The organism is Pseudomonas sp. GCEP-101 (assembly GCF_025133575.1).
Lineage (GTDB): Bacteria > Pseudomonadota > Gammaproteobacteria > Pseudomonadales > Pseudomonadaceae > Pseudomonas > Pseudomonas nitroreducens_B.
In genome coordinates this window covers 3,408,810-3,427,507 of sequence record NZ_CP104011.1, presented here as the reverse complement: position 1 = coordinate 3,427,507, position 18,698 = coordinate 3,408,810, and the positions used below count along the sequence as shown (strand labels likewise).

18 protein-coding genes and 1 riboswitch are annotated in these 18,698 nt (G+C 68.6%); of the genes, 5 read left to right on the top strand and 13 right to left on the bottom strand.

From position 1 onward, the window contains the following. Nucleotides 1-24: 24 nt before the first annotated feature. The 10 genes from cobC to N0B71_RS15655 all read right to left on the bottom strand — a co-directional run bounded on the left by cobC (nucleotide 25) and on the right by N0B71_RS15655 (nucleotide 11,310). A complete protein-coding gene (gene cobC / locus N0B71_RS15705; protein ID WP_259753478.1) occupies nucleotides 25-612 on the bottom strand; it encodes an alpha-ribazole phosphatase family protein in 588 nt (195 codons plus the stop codon). After that, entirely contained in the window at nucleotides 609-1,664 is a 1,056-nt protein-coding gene (cobT, locus tag N0B71_RS15700) for a nicotinate-nucleotide--dimethylbenzimidazole phosphoribosyltransferase (RefSeq protein WP_259753477.1), read from the bottom strand. Before cobT ends, cobC begins: the two co-directional genes overlap by 4 nt. Continuing rightward, nucleotides 1,661-2,182, bottom strand: coding sequence for a bifunctional adenosylcobinamide kinase/adenosylcobinamide-phosphate guanylyltransferase (gene cobU, locus N0B71_RS15695; protein ID WP_259753476.1), 522 nt, complete (start codon nucleotides 2,180-2,182; stop codon nucleotides 1,661-1,663). Before cobU ends, cobT begins: the two co-directional genes overlap by 4 nt. Before the next feature lie 211 nt (nucleotides 2,183-2,393). Beyond that, on the bottom strand, nucleotides 2,394-3,833 hold the full coding sequence (locus N0B71_RS15690; protein WP_259759579.1) for a cobyric acid synthase: 1,440 nt from the start codon (nucleotides 3,831-3,833) through the stop codon (nucleotides 2,394-2,396). Between the two features lie 8 nt (nucleotides 3,834-3,841). Beyond that, complete coding sequence (gene cobD / locus N0B71_RS15685) at nucleotides 3,842-4,843, bottom strand: threonine-phosphate decarboxylase CobD (RefSeq protein ID WP_259753475.1); 1,002 nt, start codon at nucleotides 4,841-4,843, stop codon at nucleotides 3,842-3,844. Next, nucleotides 4,843-5,976: an adenosylcobinamide-phosphate synthase CbiB gene (gene cbiB, locus N0B71_RS15680; protein ID WP_442964613.1), complete on the bottom strand. Its 1,134-nt coding sequence runs from the start codon at nucleotides 5,974-5,976 to the stop codon at nucleotides 4,843-4,845. Before cbiB ends, cobD begins: the two co-directional genes overlap by 1 nt. Further along, nucleotides 5,973-6,623, bottom strand: a complete 651-nt coding sequence (gene bluB, locus N0B71_RS15670; RefSeq protein ID WP_259753474.1) for a 5,6-dimethylbenzimidazole synthase — start codon at nucleotides 6,621-6,623, stop codon at nucleotides 5,973-5,975. The genes cbiB and bluB overlap by 4 nt, the downstream gene beginning before the upstream one ends. Next, a complete protein-coding gene (locus tag N0B71_RS15665; protein WP_259753473.1) occupies nucleotides 6,620-7,912 on the bottom strand; it encodes a cobyrinate a,c-diamide synthase in 1,293 nt (430 codons plus the stop codon). Before N0B71_RS15665 ends, bluB begins: the two co-directional genes overlap by 4 nt. Nucleotides 7,913-8,138: 226 nt before the next feature. Continuing rightward, nucleotides 8,139-8,750 (bottom strand): cob(I)yrinic acid a,c-diamide adenosyltransferase, encoded by a 612-nt coding sequence (gene cobO / locus N0B71_RS15660; RefSeq protein ID WP_259753472.1) that lies wholly within the window; start codon nucleotides 8,748-8,750, stop codon nucleotides 8,139-8,141. A gap of 270 nt (nucleotides 8,751-9,020) precedes the next feature. Further along, a riboswitch (cobalamin riboswitch) is annotated at nucleotides 9,021-9,245 on the bottom strand. Between the two features lie 22 nt (nucleotides 9,246-9,267). After that, on the bottom strand, nucleotides 9,268-11,310 hold the full coding sequence (locus tag N0B71_RS15655; RefSeq protein ID WP_259753471.1) for an FUSC family protein: 2,043 nt from the start codon (nucleotides 11,308-11,310) through the stop codon (nucleotides 9,268-9,270). A gap of 131 nt (nucleotides 11,311-11,441) precedes the next feature. Between N0B71_RS15655 and N0B71_RS15650 the strand changes: the two genes are divergently transcribed. From N0B71_RS15650 to N0B71_RS15630, 5 genes are all read left to right on the top strand, one after another. Then, nucleotides 11,442-12,590, top strand: coding sequence for an ABC transporter permease (locus N0B71_RS15650; RefSeq protein WP_259753470.1), 1,149 nt, complete (start codon nucleotides 11,442-11,444; stop codon nucleotides 12,588-12,590). Then, a complete protein-coding gene (locus tag N0B71_RS15645; RefSeq protein WP_259753469.1) occupies nucleotides 12,587-13,372 on the top strand; it encodes an ABC transporter ATP-binding protein in 786 nt (261 codons plus the stop codon). The genes N0B71_RS15650 and N0B71_RS15645 overlap by 4 nt, the downstream gene beginning before the upstream one ends. Further along, complete coding sequence (locus N0B71_RS15640; RefSeq protein WP_259753468.1) at nucleotides 13,373-14,311, top strand: MlaD family protein; 939 nt, start codon at nucleotides 13,373-13,375, stop codon at nucleotides 14,309-14,311. Continuing rightward, nucleotides 14,308-14,940 (top strand): ABC-type transport auxiliary lipoprotein family protein, encoded by a 633-nt coding sequence (locus N0B71_RS15635; RefSeq protein WP_259753467.1) that lies wholly within the window; start codon nucleotides 14,308-14,310, stop codon nucleotides 14,938-14,940. Before N0B71_RS15640 ends, N0B71_RS15635 begins: the two co-directional genes overlap by 4 nt. A 163-nt stretch (nucleotides 14,941-15,103) precedes the next feature. After that, a complete protein-coding gene (locus tag N0B71_RS15630; protein WP_259753466.1) occupies nucleotides 15,104-17,200 on the top strand; it encodes an acyltransferase family protein in 2,097 nt (698 codons plus the stop codon). Nucleotides 17,201-17,258: 58 nt separating this feature from the next. On the opposite strand, the gene N0B71_RS15625 is transcribed toward N0B71_RS15630, so the two are convergent. The 3 genes from N0B71_RS15625 to N0B71_RS15615 all read right to left on the bottom strand — a co-directional run bounded on the left by N0B71_RS15625 (nucleotide 17,259) and on the right by N0B71_RS15615 (nucleotide 18,443). Then, complete coding sequence (locus tag N0B71_RS15625; protein WP_259753465.1) at nucleotides 17,259-17,510, bottom strand: hypothetical protein; 252 nt, start codon at nucleotides 17,508-17,510, stop codon at nucleotides 17,259-17,261. Nucleotides 17,511-17,701: 191 nt separating this feature from the next. Continuing rightward, a complete protein-coding gene (locus tag N0B71_RS15620) occupies nucleotides 17,702-17,908 on the bottom strand; it encodes a hypothetical protein (RefSeq protein WP_259753464.1) in 207 nt (68 codons plus the stop codon). 97 nt (nucleotides 17,909-18,005) lie between these two features. Then, nucleotides 18,006-18,443, bottom strand: a complete 438-nt coding sequence (locus tag N0B71_RS15615; protein ID WP_259753463.1) for a hypothetical protein — start codon at nucleotides 18,441-18,443, stop codon at nucleotides 18,006-18,008. Nucleotides 18,444-18,698 lie beyond the last annotated feature (255 nt).

The window sequence follows — 18,698 nt, the reverse complement described above, 5'->3', positions numbered from 1 at the left end:
CGCGCTGCGGATGCGGGTCGTTCATCAGCACTCTGCCTTGTGGATGCGCCAACCGGCGCCGTCGCGGGTCACGTCCAACGCCATGCATTCGCCATGGGCCACCACCACCTCCAACAGCCGCTTCGCCGGCAGGCCATTGGCCAGGGCGCCCAGCAGGCGCATCACCCCACCGTGGGTAATGACCAGCACGGACGAGCCGGCATGGGCCTGGTAGACGCGTTCCAGCGCCGCGAAGACGCGGGATTCGAAATCGCCCATCGTCTCGCCGCCGGGCGGCGGGTAGGCGTACGGATCGCTCCAGAAGCGCTCCAGCGCCGCGGCGTCGGTCTCCATCAGCGTAGCGGGCGACAGACCTTCCCACTGGCCGAAGTCCAACTCCTGCAACCCCGGCTCGACGCCCAGCGGCAAGCCGTGGCGCGCCGCCAGTTCCTCGGCGAACGCCGCGCAGCGCTGCAACGGCGAGCTGACCAGCGCCGACCAGCGACACGCATCCCCCAGCGCGCCGCGCATCTGCGCCCAGCCGGTTTCGGTCAGCGCGTCATCCAGGCGGCCGCGAAAGCCGCCGCCCCGTTCGGTCTCGCCGTGGCGCAGCAGCTCCAGGCGCAGCGTCATGCCGGGCGATCCGACACCGCCGCCTCGGCGAAGGTCGCCATGCCCGCGTGCAACCGGCAGGCCTGGCGCAGCAGCGGTACGGCCAGCGCCGCGCCACTGCCTTCGCCGAGGCGCAGGCCGAGGTCCAGCAGCGGTTGCGCATTGAGCGCAGCGAGCACGCGGTTGTGTCCCGGCTCGGCGCCGGCATGGGCGAACAGCAGCCAGTCGCGGCAACCGGGGTTCAGCTGCGTGGCGCACAGCGCGGCGGTGGTGCAGATAAAGCCGTCCACCAGCACCGGGATGCCTTTCTGCGCACAGGCCAGGTAGGCCCCCACCAGCGCGGCGATCTCGAAACCGCCGAGACGGCACAGCGCCTCGAAGGGCTCGTCGCACTGCGTACGGTGCAGCGCCAGCGCGCGGTCGATCACCTCGACCTTGCGCGCGACGCCCTGCGGGTCCAGCCCGGTGCCGGGGCCCACCAGCGCCTGCGCCGGCTCGTCCAGCAAGGCGCAGGCCAGGGCCGCCGCGGAGCTGGTGTTGCCGATGCCCATTTCGCCGCCGATGAACAGCTCCGCGCCAGCCTGTTGCGCGCGGCGCGCCGATTCGCGGCCGGTCTCCAGGGCGATCAGGCACTGGGCGGCGGTCATCGCCGGCTCCCGGGTGAAGTTCGCGGTGCCGGCGCCCACCATCACGTGCAGCACGCCCGGCAGCGGCTCCAGCGGCGTGGCGGTGCCGAGGTCGATCACCTCCAGGCGCGCATCAAGGTCGCGGGCCAGCACGCTGATCGCCGCACCGCCGCGCACGAAGTTGCGCAACATCTCGACGGTCACCGCCTGCGGATAGGCCGACACGCCCTCCGCCACCACGCCGTGGTCACCGGCGAACAGGGCGATCCAGAGGTGCTCCAGGCCCGGCCGCTCGCGGCCCTGCAGGCCGGCCAGGCGGATGGTTTCTTCTTCCAGCCGGCCCAGCGCGCCGCGCGGCTTGGTCAGCTGGTCCTGGCGCGCAGCGGCCTTGTCCTGCGCCACGCGGTCGATCGGCTGGGTCGATTGCAGCCACCATTGCAGACTCATAACGCTTCCCCCTTGAGCACCATGGGCAGGCCGGCGACGGTGAACACCACGCGCTCGCTGACCTCGGCCAGCGACTGGTGCAACCAGCCGGCCTCGTCGACATATCGGCGGCTGAGCTCGCCCATCGGCACCACGCCCAGCCCGGTTTCGTTGCTGACCAGGAGGATGCGCCCGGGCAGTTGCGGCAGGGTTTCCAGCAGGGCATCGATCTCGCCGCGCAGGCGCCAGCCGTCTTCATGGATCAGCAGGTTGGTGACCCACAGGGTCAGGCAATCCACCAGCACGCACTGCTGCGGCGCCGCCAGGCGCTCCAGCGCATCGGCCAGGGCCAGCGGCTCCTCCACCAGGCCCCAGTGTGCGGGGCGGCGCTCGCGATGCTGGAGGATGCGCGTGGACATCTCGCCATCGCCGGCCTGGGCCGTGGCGACGTAGGTGACCGGCAGGCCGCTTTCCAGCGCCAGGCGCTCGGCCAGGCGGCTCTTGCCCGAACGGGCGCCGCCGAGGATCAGTTCAAGCATATTGTCTCCGCGCAAACCATGACCTGTAGGAGCGAGCTTGCTCGCGAACGTTTTTTGCCGGCCACGTCAGTGTCGTGCGGTTCGCGAGCAAGGACTGGGGCGTCCCCCTCGGTCCTACGAAAAGCTGCCGTAAGGCGCATAACGCCCCAAGCGTTATCCGCCGAAACGTTGGCAAGCAGAAGCGGCGGATAACCGCGAACGGTTATCCGCCCTACAGTCCGCACAGCCGCCTCAGTTTTTCCGTATCCAGATGCGCCTCGACCTGGTCGGCCAGGCGCTCGATGTCGCGTTCGCGCAGGGCGTGGTAGTCGATGCCCTGCACCTCGCGCAGGCCGGCCCAGCGCAGCAGCGCCGAGCTGGCGGCGGCGGACTCGAACAGGCCGTGCAGATAGGTCCCCATCACCTGCCCGTCCTCGCTGAGCGCACCGTCGCTGCGGCCGTCGCTCAGGCGCACGGCCGGGTTCGACAGGGCCGGGCCTTCGCTGACGCCGGCATGAATCTCATAGCCGCTCACCGGGGCGTCTTCCAACGCCAGCCGGCCGCTGACATTGCGCAGCTGCTTCTCCGGCTCCAGCACGGTGTGGAAGTCCAGCAGGCCCAGGCCGTCGCTCTCCCCTGCCGCGCCCTCCAGGCCGTGCGGGTCGGCAAGGCGCCGGCCGAGCATCTGCAAACCGCCGCAGATGCCCAGCAGCTTGCCGCCATAGCGCAGGTGACGGCGGATCGCCTCATCCCAACCCTGGGCGCGGAGGAAGGCCAGGTCCGGCCGCACGCTCTTGGAGCCGGGCAGGATGATCAGGTCCGCCGGCGGGATCGGCTGGCCGGGGCCGACGAAGGTCAGCTCCACCTGGGGGTGCAGGCGCAACGGGTCGAAATCGGTGTGGTTGCTGATGCGCGGCAGTACCGGCACCACCACGCGCAGGCGCTCGCCGCTCTTGGCGGCCTGGCGAGTGTCGATGGCGTCCTCGGCCTCCAGGTGGAAATCCATGAGGTACGGCAGCACGCCGAGCACCGGCACGCCGGTGCGCTCCTCCAGCCAGTCGAGGCCGTTCTGCAGCAGCGCGATGTCGCCGCGGAAGCGGTTGATGACGAAGCCCTTCACCCGTGCCTGTTCGCTCTCGCTGAGCAACTCCAGCGTGCCGACCAGATGGGCGAACACACCGCCGCGGTCGATGTCGGCAATCAGGATTACCGGGCAGTCCACCGCCTCGGCGAAGCCCATGTTGGCGATGTCGTTGGCGCGCAGGTTGATCTCCGCCGGCGAGCCCGCACCCTCCACCATCACCACGGGATACTGCGCGCAGAGGCGCCGGTGGGATTCGAGCACCGCCTGCATCGCCACGCGTTTGTAGTCGTGGTAGGCCACGGCGTTCATGCTGGTCACCGCGCGGCCGTGGATGATCACCTGGGCGCCGGTGTCGCTGTTGGGCTTGAGCAGCACCGGGTTCATGTCGGTGTGCGGCGCCAGGTGGCAGGCCTGCGCCTGGACCGCCTGGGCGCGGCCGATCTCGCCGCCGTCGTCGGTGACCGCGCTGTTGAGCGCCATGTTCTGCGGCTTGAACGGCGCCACCGCCACGCCCTGCCGGCGCAGCCAGCGGCACAGTGCGGTCACCAGGGTGCTCTTGCCGGCATCGGAGGTCGTGCCCTGCACCATCAGCGTGCTCACCGCAGGCTCTCCATCTGGTTGAAGGTGCGCAGGCCGTGCTCCAGGCGCTCCCAGCCCTTCTCGTCCGGCGGCAGCCCGAAGCGCAGGCTTGCCGGGGTTTCGAACAGGCGCACCAGAATGCCCTGGCGCGCCAGGTGATCGCGCAGCGCCTGGGCGCGCATCGATACCACCCACTGGAACAGCGCCGTGCCGCCCTGTGGGGCGAAGCCGTGCTCGCCGAGCACCCCGGCCAGCCGCCGGCTGCCGTCATGCAGGTCGCGGCGGCGCTGGATCTGCTCCTGGAACTCGCCCAGCACCGCCTGGGCTATCCAGCGCGTCGGGCCGTTCACCGACCAGGGGCCGAGCAGCTTCGCCAGGCTCTCCAGCAGGCGCGGCTCGGCGAAGGCGAAGCCCAGGCGCGCGCCGGCCAGGCCGAAGAACTTGCCGAAGGAGCGCAGCACGATCAGCCCTGGCCGGCTGGCGCAACTGGGCGCCAGACTGTGCTCGGGCGTGCAGTCCATGAAGGCTTCGTCCACCACCAGCCAGCCGCCACGCTCCAGCAGGCGCGCATGCCATTCCAGCAGCACGCCGGCATCGATGCGCCGGCCGGTGGGGTTGTTCGGGTTGACCACCACCAGCACGTCGAAGCGCTCCAGGTGATGGGGCACTTCCTGGTCGCTGACCTCGCGCAGGATGTGCCCGGCGGCACGCCAGGCCTCGGCGTGCTCGGCATAACAGGGCGACACCACGCCAACCTTGCCCGGCCGGCGCAGGCGCGGCAGCAGCTGGATCGCCGCCTGGCTGCCGGGCAGCGGCAGCAGCTTCTCGGCGCCGTAGTAGCGGCGCGCGGCGGCTTCCAGGCCGTCGCCGTCTTCGGGCAGGCGCATCCAGGCGGCGGCCGGCACGCTGGGCAGCGCCCAGGGCCAGGGCGAAATGCCGGTGGACAGGTCCAGCCACTCGGCGAGTGGAATGCCGTATTGCTGCGCCGCTTTGCGCAGCCGTCCGCCATGTTCGAGCATCAGAGCACTCCGAGGATGAGGATGACCGCCAGCCACAGCAGCACGCCCTGGCGCACCAGGGCCAGCGCGCGCCAGATGTCCGCGGCGGTCGGCGCCGGGCCGTCGCCCAGTTGCGGGCGTTGGTGCAGCTCGCCGTGGTAGCGGGCGGAGCCGCCGAGGGACACGCCCAGCGCGCCCGCGCCGGCCGCCATCACCGGGCCGGCGTTGGGGCTGTCCCACTGCGGCGCCTGCGTGCGCCAGCAGCGCAGGGCGAGGCGGGTGTGGCCGAGCAGCGCGTAGGTGCAGGCCACCAGGCGCGCCGGGATGTAGTTGAGCACGTCGTCGATCTTCGCCGCGGCCCAGCCGAAGCGCTCGAAGCGCGCGTTGCGGTAGCCCCACATGGCGTCGAGGGTGTTGCTCAGGCGATAGAGCACCACGCCCGGCGCGCCCGCCACGGCGAACCAGAACAGCGCGGCGTAGACGGCGTCGCTGCCGTTCTCCAGCACCGATTCGGTGGCGGCGCGGGCCACGGCGGTGTCATCCAGTTCGGCGGTTTCGCGGCTGACCATGTACCCCACGCGCAGCCGGGCTTCGCTGAGGTCACCGGCACGCAGAGCCAGCGCCACCGGCTCGGCATGTTCGCCCAGGCTGCGCAGGCCCAGCGCGGCGTACAGCGCCAGCGCCTGGACGACCCAGCCGACGCAGGGCAACAGGCTGAGCAGCAGTGCGATCAGGGTCAGCGGGATGACGGCGATGATCCAGGCGGTGACACCGTGGCTGCGCCAGGCGAGGCCGGGGGTGTCGCTTCCTGAGATTTCGGAGCAGGTGGGAGGCCCCTCTCCCCCGCCCTCTGACTGGGCGTCCCCCCCATGAAGGGAGAGGGAGTTAGTCTGGAGCTGCAGGCCAGCAGTGCGCTCGCCGGAAGCCTCGAAATTTGGCACAGCTCGACTATCCCCTCCCCCTTCGGAGCGGGGCGCGCAGCCAGGGTTAGGGAGAGGGGGCTTTTCGGTGCTATCCGCCACTCGCGAACGATTGAACCGCCGCTCCAGCCGATCCGCCAGGCGCCCGAAGGCCACCAGCGGGTGCCAGCGCTTCGGCTCGCCCAGCAGGGCATCCAGCGCCACGCCAAGGACGCTCAGCAGGGCCAGGCTCATGGCTGCTCTCCCCAGCGGTTCTCGAACAGCAGCTCGCTGAGCGCGCGAGGTTGGCGCCAGCCTTCCAGGGCCAGCATCGGCGCCGGGTAGAACTCGCTGACCGGGCCGAGGCAGATCACCGCCACGGCCTCGGCCCCCGCCGGCAGGCCGAGCAGTTCGCCCAGCGCCGCCGGGTCGAACAGCGACACCCAGCCCATGCCCAGCCCCTCGGCCCGCGAGGCCAGCCAGAGGTTCTGGATGGCGCAGGACAGCGAGGCCAGGTCCATGTTCGGCAGCGTGCGACGGCCGAAGACGTGCGCCTCGCGGCCATCCATCAGCGCGGCCACCAGCACTTCGGCGCAATCCAGCACGCCCTCGACCTTGAGCCGCATGAATTCGTCGGAACGTTCGCCCAATGCCTCGGCAGTGCGCACGCGCTCCGCTTCCACCAGCCCGTGGATCGACTGGCGCAGCGCCCGCGAGGTGACGCGGATGAAGCGCCACGGCTGCATCAGGCCGACGCTGGGCGCCTGGTGCGCAGCTTCGAGCAGGCGCGCGAGCAGGTCGGGCGCCACCTCGCCGCCACAGAAGTGGCGCATGTCGCGGCGCTCGGCGATGGCGCGGTAGAGCGCGGCGCGCTCCTCAGGGCTGTAGGCGTGCTCGGTCATGGTCTCAGCAGCGCGGCGGCGGCGTCCGGGTCGGACGGCAGGTAGAAGTGGATATAGGACGCGGTGAGCCGGCCGCGGCGGAACACCGCTTCGGCCACCGGTTTGCCGTTGGGGCAGACGCCACGGGCCAGCGGCGCGTCGCCGCTCTCCAGCAGCGAATGGTGGAAGGTGTGCCCGCGCAGGGTGCCTTCGGGCAGCTTCACCGCCTGCAACGCCAACGCGGCGAGGCGTTTCTGCATGCGCGCCTCGCCAGGCAGCAGGCCGACCAGCGCGGCGCGCTCGCCGGCCACGTCGGTCAGCGCGTCGAGCAGATAGAGCATGCCGCCGCACTCGGCGAGGATCGGCTTGCCCCTCGCGTGGTGCGCGTGGATGGCCCGGGCCATGGCGCGGTTTTCCGCCAGCGCCGGCAAGTGCAGCTCCGGGTAGCCACCGGGCAGGTAGAGGCTGTCCACCGCCGGCAAGGCCTCGTCACGCAGCGGCGAGAAGAACAACAGCTCGGCGCCCAGCTCGCGCAACAGATCAAGGTTGGCCTGGTAGAGGAAGGCGAAAGCATTGTCTCGCGCGACGCCGATACGCACGCCATCAAGGCGCGGCGACGCGCGGCGCGGCGCGGGCGCGGCAAAGCTCACCGGCGCCGGCAGCTCGGTACTGGCGCTGGCGGCCAGGGCATCGGCGGCGGCGTCCAGGCGGGCGTCGAGGTCGGCCAGCTCGTCGGCCTGCACCAGGCCGAGGTGGCGGCTGGGCAGCTCCACTTCGGTATCGCGCGGCAGCGCGCCGTACCAGCGGATCCACTCCGGCAGGCTGTCGCGCACCAGGTCGCGGTGACGCTGGCTGCCGATGCGGTTGGCAAGCACGCCGGAGAACGGCAGGTCGCTCTGGTAGGTTGCCATGCCGACGGCCATGGCGCCGAAGGTTTGCGCCATGGACTGGCCATTGATCACCGCCATCACCGGCACGGCGAAACGCCGCGCCAGGTCGGCGGCCGAGGGCGAGCCGTCGAACAGGCCCATCACCCCTTCGATGAGAATCAGGTCGGCCTCGCCGGCCGCTTCCCAGAGCAGGCGACGGCTCTCTTCCTCGCCGACCATCCACAGATCCAGCTGGTAGACCGGCGCGGCACTGGCGCGGGCGAGGATCATCGGATCGAGAAAATCCGGGCCGCACTTGAACACCCGCACGGTGCGCCCGAGGCGCGTGTGCAGGCGCGCCAGGGCGGCGGTCACGGTGGTCTTGCCCTGGCCCGAGGCGGGGGCGGCGATCAGCAGTGCGGGGCATTGGCGCGCCGTCATCGGGAGCGCTCCCCATGGTGAGTAAAGAGCACCCTCACCCCAGCCCTCTCCCAGGGGGAGAGGGGGCCGTTCGGCGTGCCGCGATCCATTGGTGCTCGCCAGCAACTGTTCTGTGGGAGCGCAACGGCAGCGTAGTCGTCAATCGACTGATGGCATTGCAGCAGGACGCACCCAACTGCTCCCTCTCCCCTCGGGAGAGAGCTGGGGTGAGGGCGAGCCCCGTACATCAGAACTCCACCCCTTTCTGCGCCTTGATGCCGGCCTTGAAGGCATGTTTCACCAGGCCCATCTCGGTCACGGTGTCGGCGGCCTCGACCATCGCCGGCTGCACGCCACGGCCGGTGGCGACCACGTGCTGCATGGGCGGGCGCGCAGCGATATCGGCCAGCACGGTGTCCAGTTCCAGGTAACCGTGCTTGAGCGCGATGTTCACTTCGTCCAGCACCACCAGGCCGACCTGCGGATCGCCGAGCAACTGGCGGGCGACGTCCCACGCGGCCTGGGCCTTGGCGATGTCGCGCTGGCGGTCCTGGGTTTCCCAGGTGAAGCCTTCGCCCATCACGTGGAAGCTGACTTCCTCGGGGAAGCGGCGGAAGAACGCTTCCTCCCCGGTCGTCGCGGCGCCCTTGATGAACTGCACCACGCCCACCTTCATGCCGTGCCCCAGGGCACGGGCGACCATGCCGAAGGCCGCGCTGCTCTTGCCCTTGCCGTTGCCGCTGTTGACCAGGAACACCCCGCGCTCGCCCTGGGCCTGGGCGATCTTCTCGTCGATCACCGCCTTCTTGCGCTGCATGCGCGAACGATGGCGCTCGTCCTTGTCCGGGGATTCAGTCATGGCAGGGGACTCCTGAAAGGCAATGCACGAGCGTCGGCCTGCCGGCCAGGTGGCAGCGCGCGGGAAGAGGAAAAAGCAGGGACGCACCGCCGGCGCACGACGGCGCCACGCGGTAGTGGCCGCCCAGCGCAAAGGCTGGCGACCCGGGGAATAGGGATTTCACCTGAAGGATTCTCCGCCGCTCTCACCCGCGCGGCACTGACCAGTCGGGGCAGACGGAGGACGGCAACGCGCGGCGCGATGCGCCGACGTCGGCAGCGCCTCCCGCGATGCCATGCGATGCAGCAGGCCGGTCTCCGGGCTTGCGAGTGGAAGCGCCTGGCGTTTCCCAAGGAACCGCGCCTTCCCATGCAGGAGCACAGTGGCGGAATGCGGTTCGAAGCTCGCTTACCGTTGCGGGGGCAGCGCCGGAATGGTCGATTGCGCATCGACGTCACCGGCTTCCCTGTTTCACTCGCGGCTTGCGCCGAGAGCACCTGAAGCAGGCGCGCAGCTTAGTGGCTGGCGCAGGCCACGGTCAATTGCGCCGTTCGGCCAGGCCGATACCGGCGAGCAGCGAGAAGGTCTCGCGCGGCATCTCGTGGCACCAGCGCACCCAGATGGCACGCAGTTGGCCTACCGCGGCCCGCGCCTGGCGACGCGCACCTTCGTCCAGCCAGGGATTGGCCTGCAGCGCGTGCAACAGCACCTGCTCCACCTCGTCCAGGGCCTGTTCGCGATGGCGGCGCGGCCCGCCATCGAGCAGCAGTTGCCGCAGGCGCGCCAGGTAGGCCTCGCGTGCCCGCCGCAACGGCCCGCGCGCCTGGCTCAGGCTGTCGCGCAGGAACAACAGCTCATCGGCCATGCCCAGCACGAACAACCCGCCCCGCCAACGGGCGCGGCGCTCCTCCGGCAGGCTGTCCTGGTAGCGCATCAGGCGCAACAGGCGGTCCGCGCTGCGGCCATCGAACCACCCTTCCAGCTTCGCCAGCGGGCCGCGGGTCAGCCAGGCGAGGTCGGCCAGCAGTGCGCCCAGCACCCGCCGGTAGTGGCGCTGGCCCGGCCGCAGTTCGACGAGACTGAACACCAGCACGGCAAACCCCACTCCCAGCACGGTGGCCAGTGCGCCATTGAGGAAGTGGTCGAGGTCATAGACCATCTGGTTGCTCGGCCCCACGTTCTTGACGAAGAAGATGCAGAACGCCGAGGCCACCGCCGCGATGGGCGGCCGGGTCATGCACAGCGCAGCGATGAACAGCGGCACGCCCAGCACGCCATACAGCGCGGCGAAGCCCTCGCACAGCGGCAGAATCAATAGCAAGGCGACGGCGGCGACCGGAATCGATATCACGATGCCGCGCAGGAAGTTCAGGCCGGCGGCGGCTGGATTGTCGCGACTGGCGAAGAGGCTCAGCACCACGCCGGTGATGGACGCCGCGCCCAGGCCACTGGGCCAGGCCGTCACCACCCAGAAACCCGCGATGCAGAGGAAGGCCAGTGCGCTGCGCACGCCCGCCAATACGCCGCGCTCGATGTCCCGGTGCCAGATGATCGGTGTCGGCGCGCCCGGCACCGCTTCGCCGTAGACCAGCGCCTCCAGGCTGCGCCGCGACTGGCTGGCGCGCTCGACCACGGCCAGCAGGTGCTGCAGGTAACTGCGCGCCGGGGCGGTCTCTGCACGCTCCAGCGCGCTCGCCAGACGCGCCTTGCAACCGGCGAAATCCGGCTGGCCTTCCGCATCCAGGCAGTCGCGCACCTGCTCGCGCCACGGGAGCAGCGACGGCGCGTCAGGCGCGTCGAGCAACCGTCCTTCCCGCGCTGCGCGGCGGGCGGAGCGCAACAACCCGAGCAAATCGGCGTTCAGCGCACGCAGCGCCGACACCCGCAGGCGCCCGCTCGGGCCTTCGAACCAGGCCTGCTCCTGGCGGCCATCCAGCTCCAGAATGCTGCCCAGCGTGGCGATCAGCGGGCCGCGCTCATCGCTGCCGAGCATTTCCGTGGAGGCGGCCTTCAGCGCCGCCGACCAGACCTTGCGCGCCTGCTCCAGCAGCTGCTGCTCGGTGCTTCGCGGCCACAGCAGCATGCTGAACAGGGAGGCGCAGACGATGCCCAGGCTGATCTCCGAACACCGCGCCACGGCCTGGTCGAATACCGTCAAGGGCGCCGCCGACGCCGGCAAGGCCACCACGGCGGCGGTATAGCCGGCCAGCACGAAACCGTAGGAAGCGAAATTGCGCAGCATCGACGCGCCGGCCGTGCAGAACGCCAGCCATGCCGCCATCGCCAGCAGGAACGGCAAGGGCGCCTGCCCCAGCCAGGCGACCAGCGCCACCGACACGCCAGCCCCAGCGAGGGTGCCGAGCAGGCGGAACACGCTCTTGGCCAGCACCATGCCGCTCAGCGGCTGGCTGACCACGAAGACGGTCATCAAGGCCCACGCCGGCTGCTTCAGCTCGAAGTAAAACGCCAGGTACAGCGCGATGCCGCCCGCCAGCACCGACTTGGTGGCGAACTTCAGATCAACCAGGCGCGGTCGCAATACCGCGCGAAGGAATTCGGACAACAACGGAAAAGCAGGCATGGCGGCGACACCGCTGAATGACCGGCGGACATTGTTAGTTAGCTTGCTAACAATGTCCAGAAACATCCCGTAACCCCATCATTTCCATCCCGACCAATGGAGTCGGCAGAGAATTTCGCTAGACTCGCAGGATGACCGCGACCGCTCAAGCCGGCCAGATCCGGCTGGACCCCACCCCGCCCCAACCTTCGTTGCAGATCAGCGGCGACTGGACGCTCACCCATTTCGCCGAGCTTCAGCGGCAAGTGCACAGCCTAGGCGAACAGGGCAAAGACGCCACGACCCTCGACTTTACCGGCCTCGGCGCGCTGGACACCGCCGGTGCCGCGTTGCTCGCCGAGATCATCGGCAGCGCGCGCATGGGCCAGCTGGAACAGGTCGCCCGCAACCTGCCCGCCGAACGCCAGGCGCTGCTGCGCGCGGTGGGCAGCGCCATCACCCAGTGCCGGCTGGACGAAAAGGCGCCGGCGCCGAGCAACGCCCTGATCGATGTGCTGGAGCGCATCGGCATTGCCACCCTGACCTTCCGCGAACATGTGGTCGGCCTGCTCGGCTTCATCGGCCTGACCCTGCAGACCCTCGTGCGCAACCTGCTGCGACCGCGTCGTTGGCGTCTCACCTCGCTGGCCGCGCACATGGAGGAAACCGGGCTGGACGCCGTGCCCATCGTCGCCCTGCTCACCTTCATGGTCGGCGCGGTGGTGGCCTTCCTCGGCGCCACGGTGCTGCAGAAGTTCGGCGCGGCGATCTACACGGTGGACCTGGTCGGGTTTTCCTTCCTCCGTGAATTCGGCGTGCTGCTGACCGCGATCCTGCTCGCCGGCCGCACCGCCAGCGCCTTCACCGCACAGATCGGCTCGATGAAGGCCAACCAGGAAATCGACGCCATCCAGGCCCTGGGCCTGGACCCGGTGGAGCTGCTGGTGCTGCCGCGGGTGCTGGCCCTGCTGCTGACCCTGCCGATGCTGACCTTCCTGGCGATGATCTCCGGCATCTTCGGCGGCGGCGTGGTCTGCGCCCTGGCGCTGGACATCTCGCCGCGCATGTTCCTCTACATGCTGCAGAACGACATCGCCGTGCAGCACTTCCTGGTGGGCATCGTCAAAGCCCCGGTGTTCGCCTTCATCATCGCCGTGATCGGCTGCCTGGAAGGCTTCCGCGTCAGCGGCAGCGCGCAGTCGGTGGGCGAGCACACCACCTCCAGCGTGGTCCAGTCGATCTTCGCGGTGATCCTGCTGGACGCGGTGTTCGCGCTGTTCTTCATGGAGATGGGCTGGTGAGCGAACCGATCATCGTCGTCCGCGACCTGGCCAACCGCTTTGGCAGCCACGCCGTGCACGAGCACCTCGACCTCGACGTGATGAAGGGCGAAATCCTCGGCGTGGTCGGCGGCTCCGGCACCGGCAAGTCGGTGCTGCTGCGCAGCATCATCGGCCTGCGCCAGCCCAGCGAGGGCAGCGTCCATGTATTCGGGCAGAACCTGCCGGCCTTGCCGCCGCTGGAACGCTCGAAGCTGGAACGGCGCTTCGGCGTGCTGTTCCAGAACGGCGCGCTGTTCTCCTCGCTGACCGTCAGCGAGAACATCTGCCTGCCGCTGATCGAGCATGCCGGGCTGTCCCGCGCCGATGCGCAGTTCATGGCCAAGGTGAAGATTTCCCTCGCCGGCCTGCCACCGGACGCCGGCGCCAAGTACCCGGCCGAGCTCTCCGGCGGCATGGTCAAGCGCGCCGCCCTGGCCCGCGCCCTGGCGCTGGACCCGGACATCCTGTTCCTCGACGAACCCACTGCCGGCCTCGACCCGATTGGCGCGGCGGCCTTCGACCAACTCATCCTGACCCTGCGCGACGCCTTCGGCCTCACCGTGTTCCTGGTCACCCACGACCTGGACACCCTCTACACCATCTGCGACCGCGTCGCCGTGCTGTCGCAGAAACGCGTGCTGGTGGTAGGGCCGCTGGACCAGGTCGCCCAGACCGACGACGCCTGGGTGCAGGACTACTTCCACGGCCCGCGTGGCCGTGCTGCGCTGCAGGCCACCGAACACCTGCGGGAGGAAAGCTGAATGGAAACCCGTGCCCATCACGTGCTGATCGGCCTGTTCACCCTGGTCGTGTCGATCGGCGCGCTGCTCTTCGCGCTCTGGCTGGCGCAGTCGAGCAACGACCAGAAGTACAAGGTCTATGACGTGATCTTCAACGAGGCGGTGACCGGCCTGTCCGAGGGCGGCACCGTGCAGTACAGCGGCATCCGCGTCGGCGACGTGGTGTCCCTGCGCCTGGACCCCAACGACCCGCGCAAGGTGCGCGCGCGCATCCGCGTCTACGACAGCACGCCGATCCGCGAAGACACGCGCGCCAAGCTGGCCCTCACCGGCGTCACCGGCCAGGCCATCATCCAGCTTTCCAGCGCCGCCCAGGACAGCCCCCCGCTGGTGGCCCAGGACGGCCAGGTGCCGGTGATCAAGACCATCCCCTCGCCCTTCGCCAAGCTGCTGGCCAACGGCGAGGACATCGCCACCAACGTCAACAACCTGATCAACAACGTCAACCGCATGTTCTCCCAGGAGAACGTCGACCGCATCAGCCGTACCCTCGACCACATCGACCAGGCCACCGGCGTGGTCGCCGAGCAGCGCGACGACATCCGCCAGACCTTCAAGGAGCTGGCCGCCGCCAGCGAGCAGGCGCGCATCACCCTGGCCAACGCCAGCCAGTTGCTCGAACGCGCCAACCAGACCCTCGGCACCCGTGGCCAGAGCATCCTCGACGACACGCAGAAAACCCTCACCGCCCTGCGCAGCAGCAGCGAACGGATCGAGCAACTGGTCAACAGCAACTACGACTCGGTGAACGGCGGCCTCAGCGGCGTGGGCGAACTCGGCCCGGCGATCCGCGAACTGCGCTCCACCCTGGAAGACCTGCGCGGCGTTACCCGCCGCCTGCAGGAAAACCCCACCGGCTACCTGCTCGGCCGCGAACGCAACAAGGAGTTCCAGCCATGACCGCCCTCCCCCGCCTGCTCGGCGCCGCCGCCCTGGTCGGCCTGCTGGGCGCCTGCTCGATCCTCCCGGAAGCGGAGAGCCCGGACTTCTACGTGCTGCCGGCCACCCAGCAACCGGCACGCGGCCCGGCGACGGTAAACTGGTCGCTGCGCGTCAGCGCGCCCACCGCCAGCCTGGCGCTGGACACCAACCGCATCGCCGTGGTCCCGCAGGGCAACCAACTGAGCAGCTACCAGGGCGCGCGCTGGAGCAACCGCGCCCCGGGCCTGCTGCGTGACCGCCTGCTCGACGCCTTCACCGCCAACGGCAGTATCCACGCCCTGAGCAGCGACGAAACCAGCCTGCAGGCCGACCTCGACCTGACCGGCGACCTGCGCGCCTTCCAGAGCGAGTACCAGAACGGCCGGCCGGTGATCCACATCCGCTACGACGCCCGCCTGGTGCGCACCCTCGGCCAACGCATCGTCGCCTCGCGCACCTTCGAGGTCAGCCAACCGGTGGACGGCAAGCAGGTGCCCGAAGTGGTCAGCGCCTTCGGCAAGGCCGCCGACCAACTCTCCGCGCAGGTGGTGGAGTGGACGTTGCAGCAGGGGCAGCAGCAGAGGCTCCCGCTGCCGACGCAGCAATAAGCAGAAGGCCGGCGATTGCCGGCCTTTTTCATGGCCCCCCAAGCGGCTCTATCCCGTGGAACCTTCCTTCACGGAATCCACTCATATTTTGTACAAAATTTAAACAATGCCTATCGGACCATCAAGGCTCCGCTAATGGCATTTAGGTATCAGGCACGATACATTGCGGCGCCCTGCCGGCTCGACCGCAGGGCTCTCCAATTTTCTCGCGCGGTGCTGCCGGCTGGCAGCGCCCGATCGGCAGTTCGAGGAACCTTCGTTGCGCAGTCCAGGCAGTTTCCGTTACGACATCAATGGCCTTCGGGCCTGGGCAGTCGTCGCGGTGGTGTTGTATCACTTCGGTATCAAAGGCTTTACCGGCGGCTTCGTCGGGGTCGACGTTTTCTTCGTCATCTCCGGCTACCTGATGACCGGCATCATCCTCGGCGCCCTGGCCGCGCCCGCCGGCTTTTCCTTCTGGAACTTCTACCTGGCCCGCGCACGCCGCATCCTGCCGGCGTTGCTGGTGCTTTGCGCGGTGCTACTGGTGCTGGGCTGGTTCTTCCTGCTGCCATCGGACTACCAGCGCCTGGGCAAACACGTCTGGGGCAGCGTACTGTTCATCTCCAATCGCATGTTCCTGAAGGAGGCTGGCTACTTCGACGTCGCCTCCCATGACAAGTGGCTGCTGCACACCTGGTCGTTGTCAGTGGAGTGGCAGTTCTACCTGCTCTTCCCTGTGCTGCTGGTAGCCGCTTGGCGATGGTTCGGTGGCCGTCGCTGGCTTCTGCCATTACTGGGCGCTGCGGCGTTGGCTTCGCTGGCCTACTGTGTGGTGCTGGCCGGCAAGGACCCGTCGAAGGCGTTCTACTTCTTTCCTTCTCGCGCCTGGGAACTGCTGGCCGGTGGTGTGATCTTCCTCATCCAGAACCGCTGGCAGCCCGACGTTCGCCTCAGCCTGTGGATAGAGCGCGCCGGCATGGCACTCATCATCGGCTCGCTATTGCTCATCACCCCGCAAATGAGCTGGCCGGGGCTGCTGAGCCTTGTCCCGGTCTGCGGAGCCGCACTGGTACTCCTGGCGCGCCGCGACGACGCGCGGCTGACCGCCAACAGCACCGCCCAATGGCTGGGTACCCGCTCCTACTCGATCTATCTCTGGCACTGGCCAGTGGTCGTGGCGCTGGCCTATCTGGAGCTCTCCGGGCAGCTGCTGGCTATCGCCGCAGGCCTGGTGCTGACCCTGATACTGGGGCACCTTTCTTATCACTGGATCGAGCAGCCCAGCGGTCGCCGCCTCGGCCACCTCCGCCCGCTGGCGGCGACCGCCTGCGTGGTCGTCGCCATGCTCGTGGTGATGGGGCCAGCAAAAGTGGTGCGCAAGGCGGACTTCGAGCAACGCCTGCCTCAGGCGGTGCAGCGCGTGGACGACGAGCGCGAGAATCGCAATCCGCGCCTGGACGAATGCGACGCCAAGACCGAATGCCAGTACGGCGGCCCGAATACTCGCGCCATCGTATTGGGCGACAGCCACGCGCAGGCAACGGTGAGCGCCATCGTCGCCAGCCTGCCCGACGCGCAGGATGGTGTTCTGTTCATCGGCACCAGCGGCTGCCCGATCATCTTCGGTGCCCAGCTGGACACGCCCAAGCAGGAGATTTGCCAGAAGATCCTCGGACGCCTGCAGCAGCGCCAGGCCAGTCTTCTGCCGGGCACTCCGGTGATCGTGATCAACCGGGCGTCCTACTACCTCTTCGGCGGGCTTGCCGGCGAGGCGGACGAGACGCCGAACAAGCCGAAGCTGTATTTCACCGAACCGGCGGCATCCCCCAGTGCGGCCCTGCTGGAGGAGTACCGGCAGCACTACGTGGCAACCGCGTGTGAGTTGGCGGCGCATCATCCGCTCTATCTGGTGCGCCCGACGCCGGAAATGGGCGTGCGCGTACCAGAGGCAATGGGCCGCGCCATGTTGCTCAAGCGCGAGCGCAAGGTGTCCATGAGCCAACAGACCTACCAGCAACGCAACGCCTTCGTCAGCCAGGTACAGGACCTTGCAGGCCAGCAGTGCGGCGCCCACGTGCTGGACCCCATCCCCTACCTGTGCGATGGCCAGCAGTGCTCGGCCAGCCTTGATGGTCGTCCGCTGTATTACGACGATGATCACCTGAGCGAATTCGGCAACCGCCTGCTGGTACCGATGTTCAAGCCGATTTTCGCCGAGCAAATGGTGGGCGAGAGCCACGCCGCCTCTACTCGCGAAGGCAAGCAATCACCGCTCTGAGCAATGGCCGGACGATACAGCGAATCGTGGGGCCCCGGCGTTCCCCGGGGCCTCGCACTCAATGGCAGTGGTAAGGGCTTTCGCCCTCCAGCTCCTGGTCTGTCTCGACATCCTTGATGGTGACGATGGCCTTCGGGTAGACCGAGCAGAGGGAGTTGCGCACGGTGTAGATGCCGCTGCCGTGGGCAAGGAACTTGCCGTTGCTCAGGGCTTTGCCGGACTCGTCATGGGCGCTGACTTCGTAATTGCCGGTCATGGTGATGCAGCCGGCGAGTGCCAGCAGGGAAAGGACAGGAACGAGGACTTTCATCGATTCTCCTTGGACGCGAGGCGCCCCGCATGGCGCGGCGCGGGTGTCTATCCGTGACAGGTTCGCGAGAGCGGAAAAATGGCCAGCCAGCATGGCAAGACCGATGCGGATACGACCGACGCCGATCACCGCAGTTCAGCCAGCGCCTCCGCGAGAGCGCCGGCTGGCGTTGTTTCAGACGAGAGGCTGCCTCAGCGTTTGCCCATCGAGCGGCGCGAGCCGCGCGGATGCGGTGGGCGGTACTCTGCCTTGTCGTGCGGCTTGCGGTGCTGGTAGGCGCCATTGGCCTGCTGCTGGGCGGCCAGGGCGGCCTTGGCCAGCTCGGCCAGGGAAAGCTTGGGTTGTTCTGGCGCGTTGTCGGCGCTGTCGTCGCGGGGCGGCTGCTGGGAGGAGGTCATGGGTAAACCGGTTCTGAAAGGTTCGAAACGGCGATCATGATAGCCGAAGTCGCCCTCCTCTGGCTGCCTGCCCGCACGAGCGGCGCGGATAACGCCGTCAGCTGGTGGGCGGGAAGAGCGTATCCGGCCGGGTCACGTATTCGGTCGCTTCCGCCTCGGTCATCACCCAGATCTGGCTGACCCGGCTGTCCAGGCCCATCTTGATGCCGACGAACTTGCCGGTGATCTTCGGCAGCAGGCCGTAGACCATGAAGCGGTTGTTCTCGTCGCGGATACGGATGGTCACCGACAGCGGATAGCTGATGGTTTTCTTGTACAGCCCGATGGTGATCACCTGGCGCAGCAGGCTGGGTTTGGGCCGCTTCAGGGTAATGACCGGGTACATGGCACTGTCGACGAAGCCCACCAACATTCCCGAAGGCAGCTCCCGGGCGGCCAGCGCCGGGTTGCTCAGCCCCACCATCAGGGCCAGCGCGCCGAGCAGCTGAAGCGTCCAGCGTTGCAGCGAAGCGCGTGAAGGTACTGCTGAAGTCATCGGATTTCCCCGCCCTGGTTTTCCTGTTTTCGTTATCGCCCGGTTAAAGATTCCGGATCTGTGCGTGGAGCGTAGCGGTTCGCCGCGCGGCTGTCCGCACATTGATTCACAGCCTCTGGAGTTTTCACCTGCGAAGGGTGGATCTTCGGCGCGACATTCCCGTGCAAGGCGGCGTCACGGGCTCGCCCAGCGGATTGCGGCGGGCCTTCGCGCACTCTATCGTGACGCATCCTGCCGCCACACCGAGTATTTCTG

Coding starts and splice junctions, on each gene's coding strand:
- cobC (WP_259753478.1), bottom strand. CDS start 612: ATGACGCTGCGCCTGGAGCTGCTGCGCCACGGCGAGACCGAACGGGGC.
- cobT (WP_259753477.1), bottom strand. CDS start 1,664: ATGAGTCTGCAATGGTGGCTGCAATCGACCCAGCCGATCGACCGCGTG.
- cobU (WP_259753476.1), bottom strand. CDS start 2,182: ATGCTTGAACTGATCCTCGGCGGCGCCCGTTCGGGCAAGAGCCGCCTG.
- N0B71_RS15690 (WP_259759579.1), bottom strand. CDS start 3,833: ATGGTGCAGGGCACGACCTCCGATGCCGGCAAGAGCACCCTGGTGACC.
- cobD (WP_259753475.1), bottom strand. CDS start 4,843: ATGCTCGAACATGGCGGACGGCTGCGCAAAGCGGCGCAGCAATACGGC.
- cbiB (WP_442964613.1), bottom strand. CDS start 5,976: ATGAGCCTGGCCCTGCTGAGCGTCCTTGGCGTGGCGCTGGATGCCCTG.
- bluB (WP_259753474.1), bottom strand. CDS start 6,623: ATGACCGAGCACGCCTACAGCCCTGAGGAGCGCGCCGCGCTCTACCGC.
- N0B71_RS15665 (WP_259753473.1), bottom strand. CDS start 7,912: ATGACGGCGCGCCAATGCCCCGCACTGCTGATCGCCGCCCCCGCCTCG.
- cobO (WP_259753472.1), bottom strand. CDS start 8,750: ATGACTGAATCCCCGGACAAGGACGAGCGCCATCGTTCGCGCATGCAG.
- N0B71_RS15655 (WP_259753471.1), bottom strand. CDS start 11,310: ATGCCTGCTTTTCCGTTGTTGTCCGAATTCCTTCGCGCGGTATTGCGA.
- N0B71_RS15650 (WP_259753470.1), top strand. CDS start 11,442: ATGACCGCGACCGCTCAAGCCGGCCAGATCCGGCTGGACCCCACCCCG.
- N0B71_RS15640 (WP_259753468.1), top strand. CDS start 13,373: ATGGAAACCCGTGCCCATCACGTGCTGATCGGCCTGTTCACCCTGGTC.
- N0B71_RS15635 (WP_259753467.1), top strand. CDS start 14,308: ATGACCGCCCTCCCCCGCCTGCTCGGCGCCGCCGCCCTGGTCGGCCTG.
- N0B71_RS15625 (WP_259753465.1), bottom strand. CDS start 17,510: ATGAAAGTCCTCGTTCCTGTCCTTTCCCTGCTGGCACTCGCCGGCTGC.
- N0B71_RS15620 (WP_259753464.1), bottom strand. CDS start 17,908: ATGACCTCCTCCCAGCAGCCGCCCCGCGACGACAGCGCCGACAACGCG.
- N0B71_RS15615 (WP_259753463.1), bottom strand. CDS start 18,443: ATGACTTCAGCAGTACCTTCACGCGCTTCGCTGCAACGCTGGACGCTT.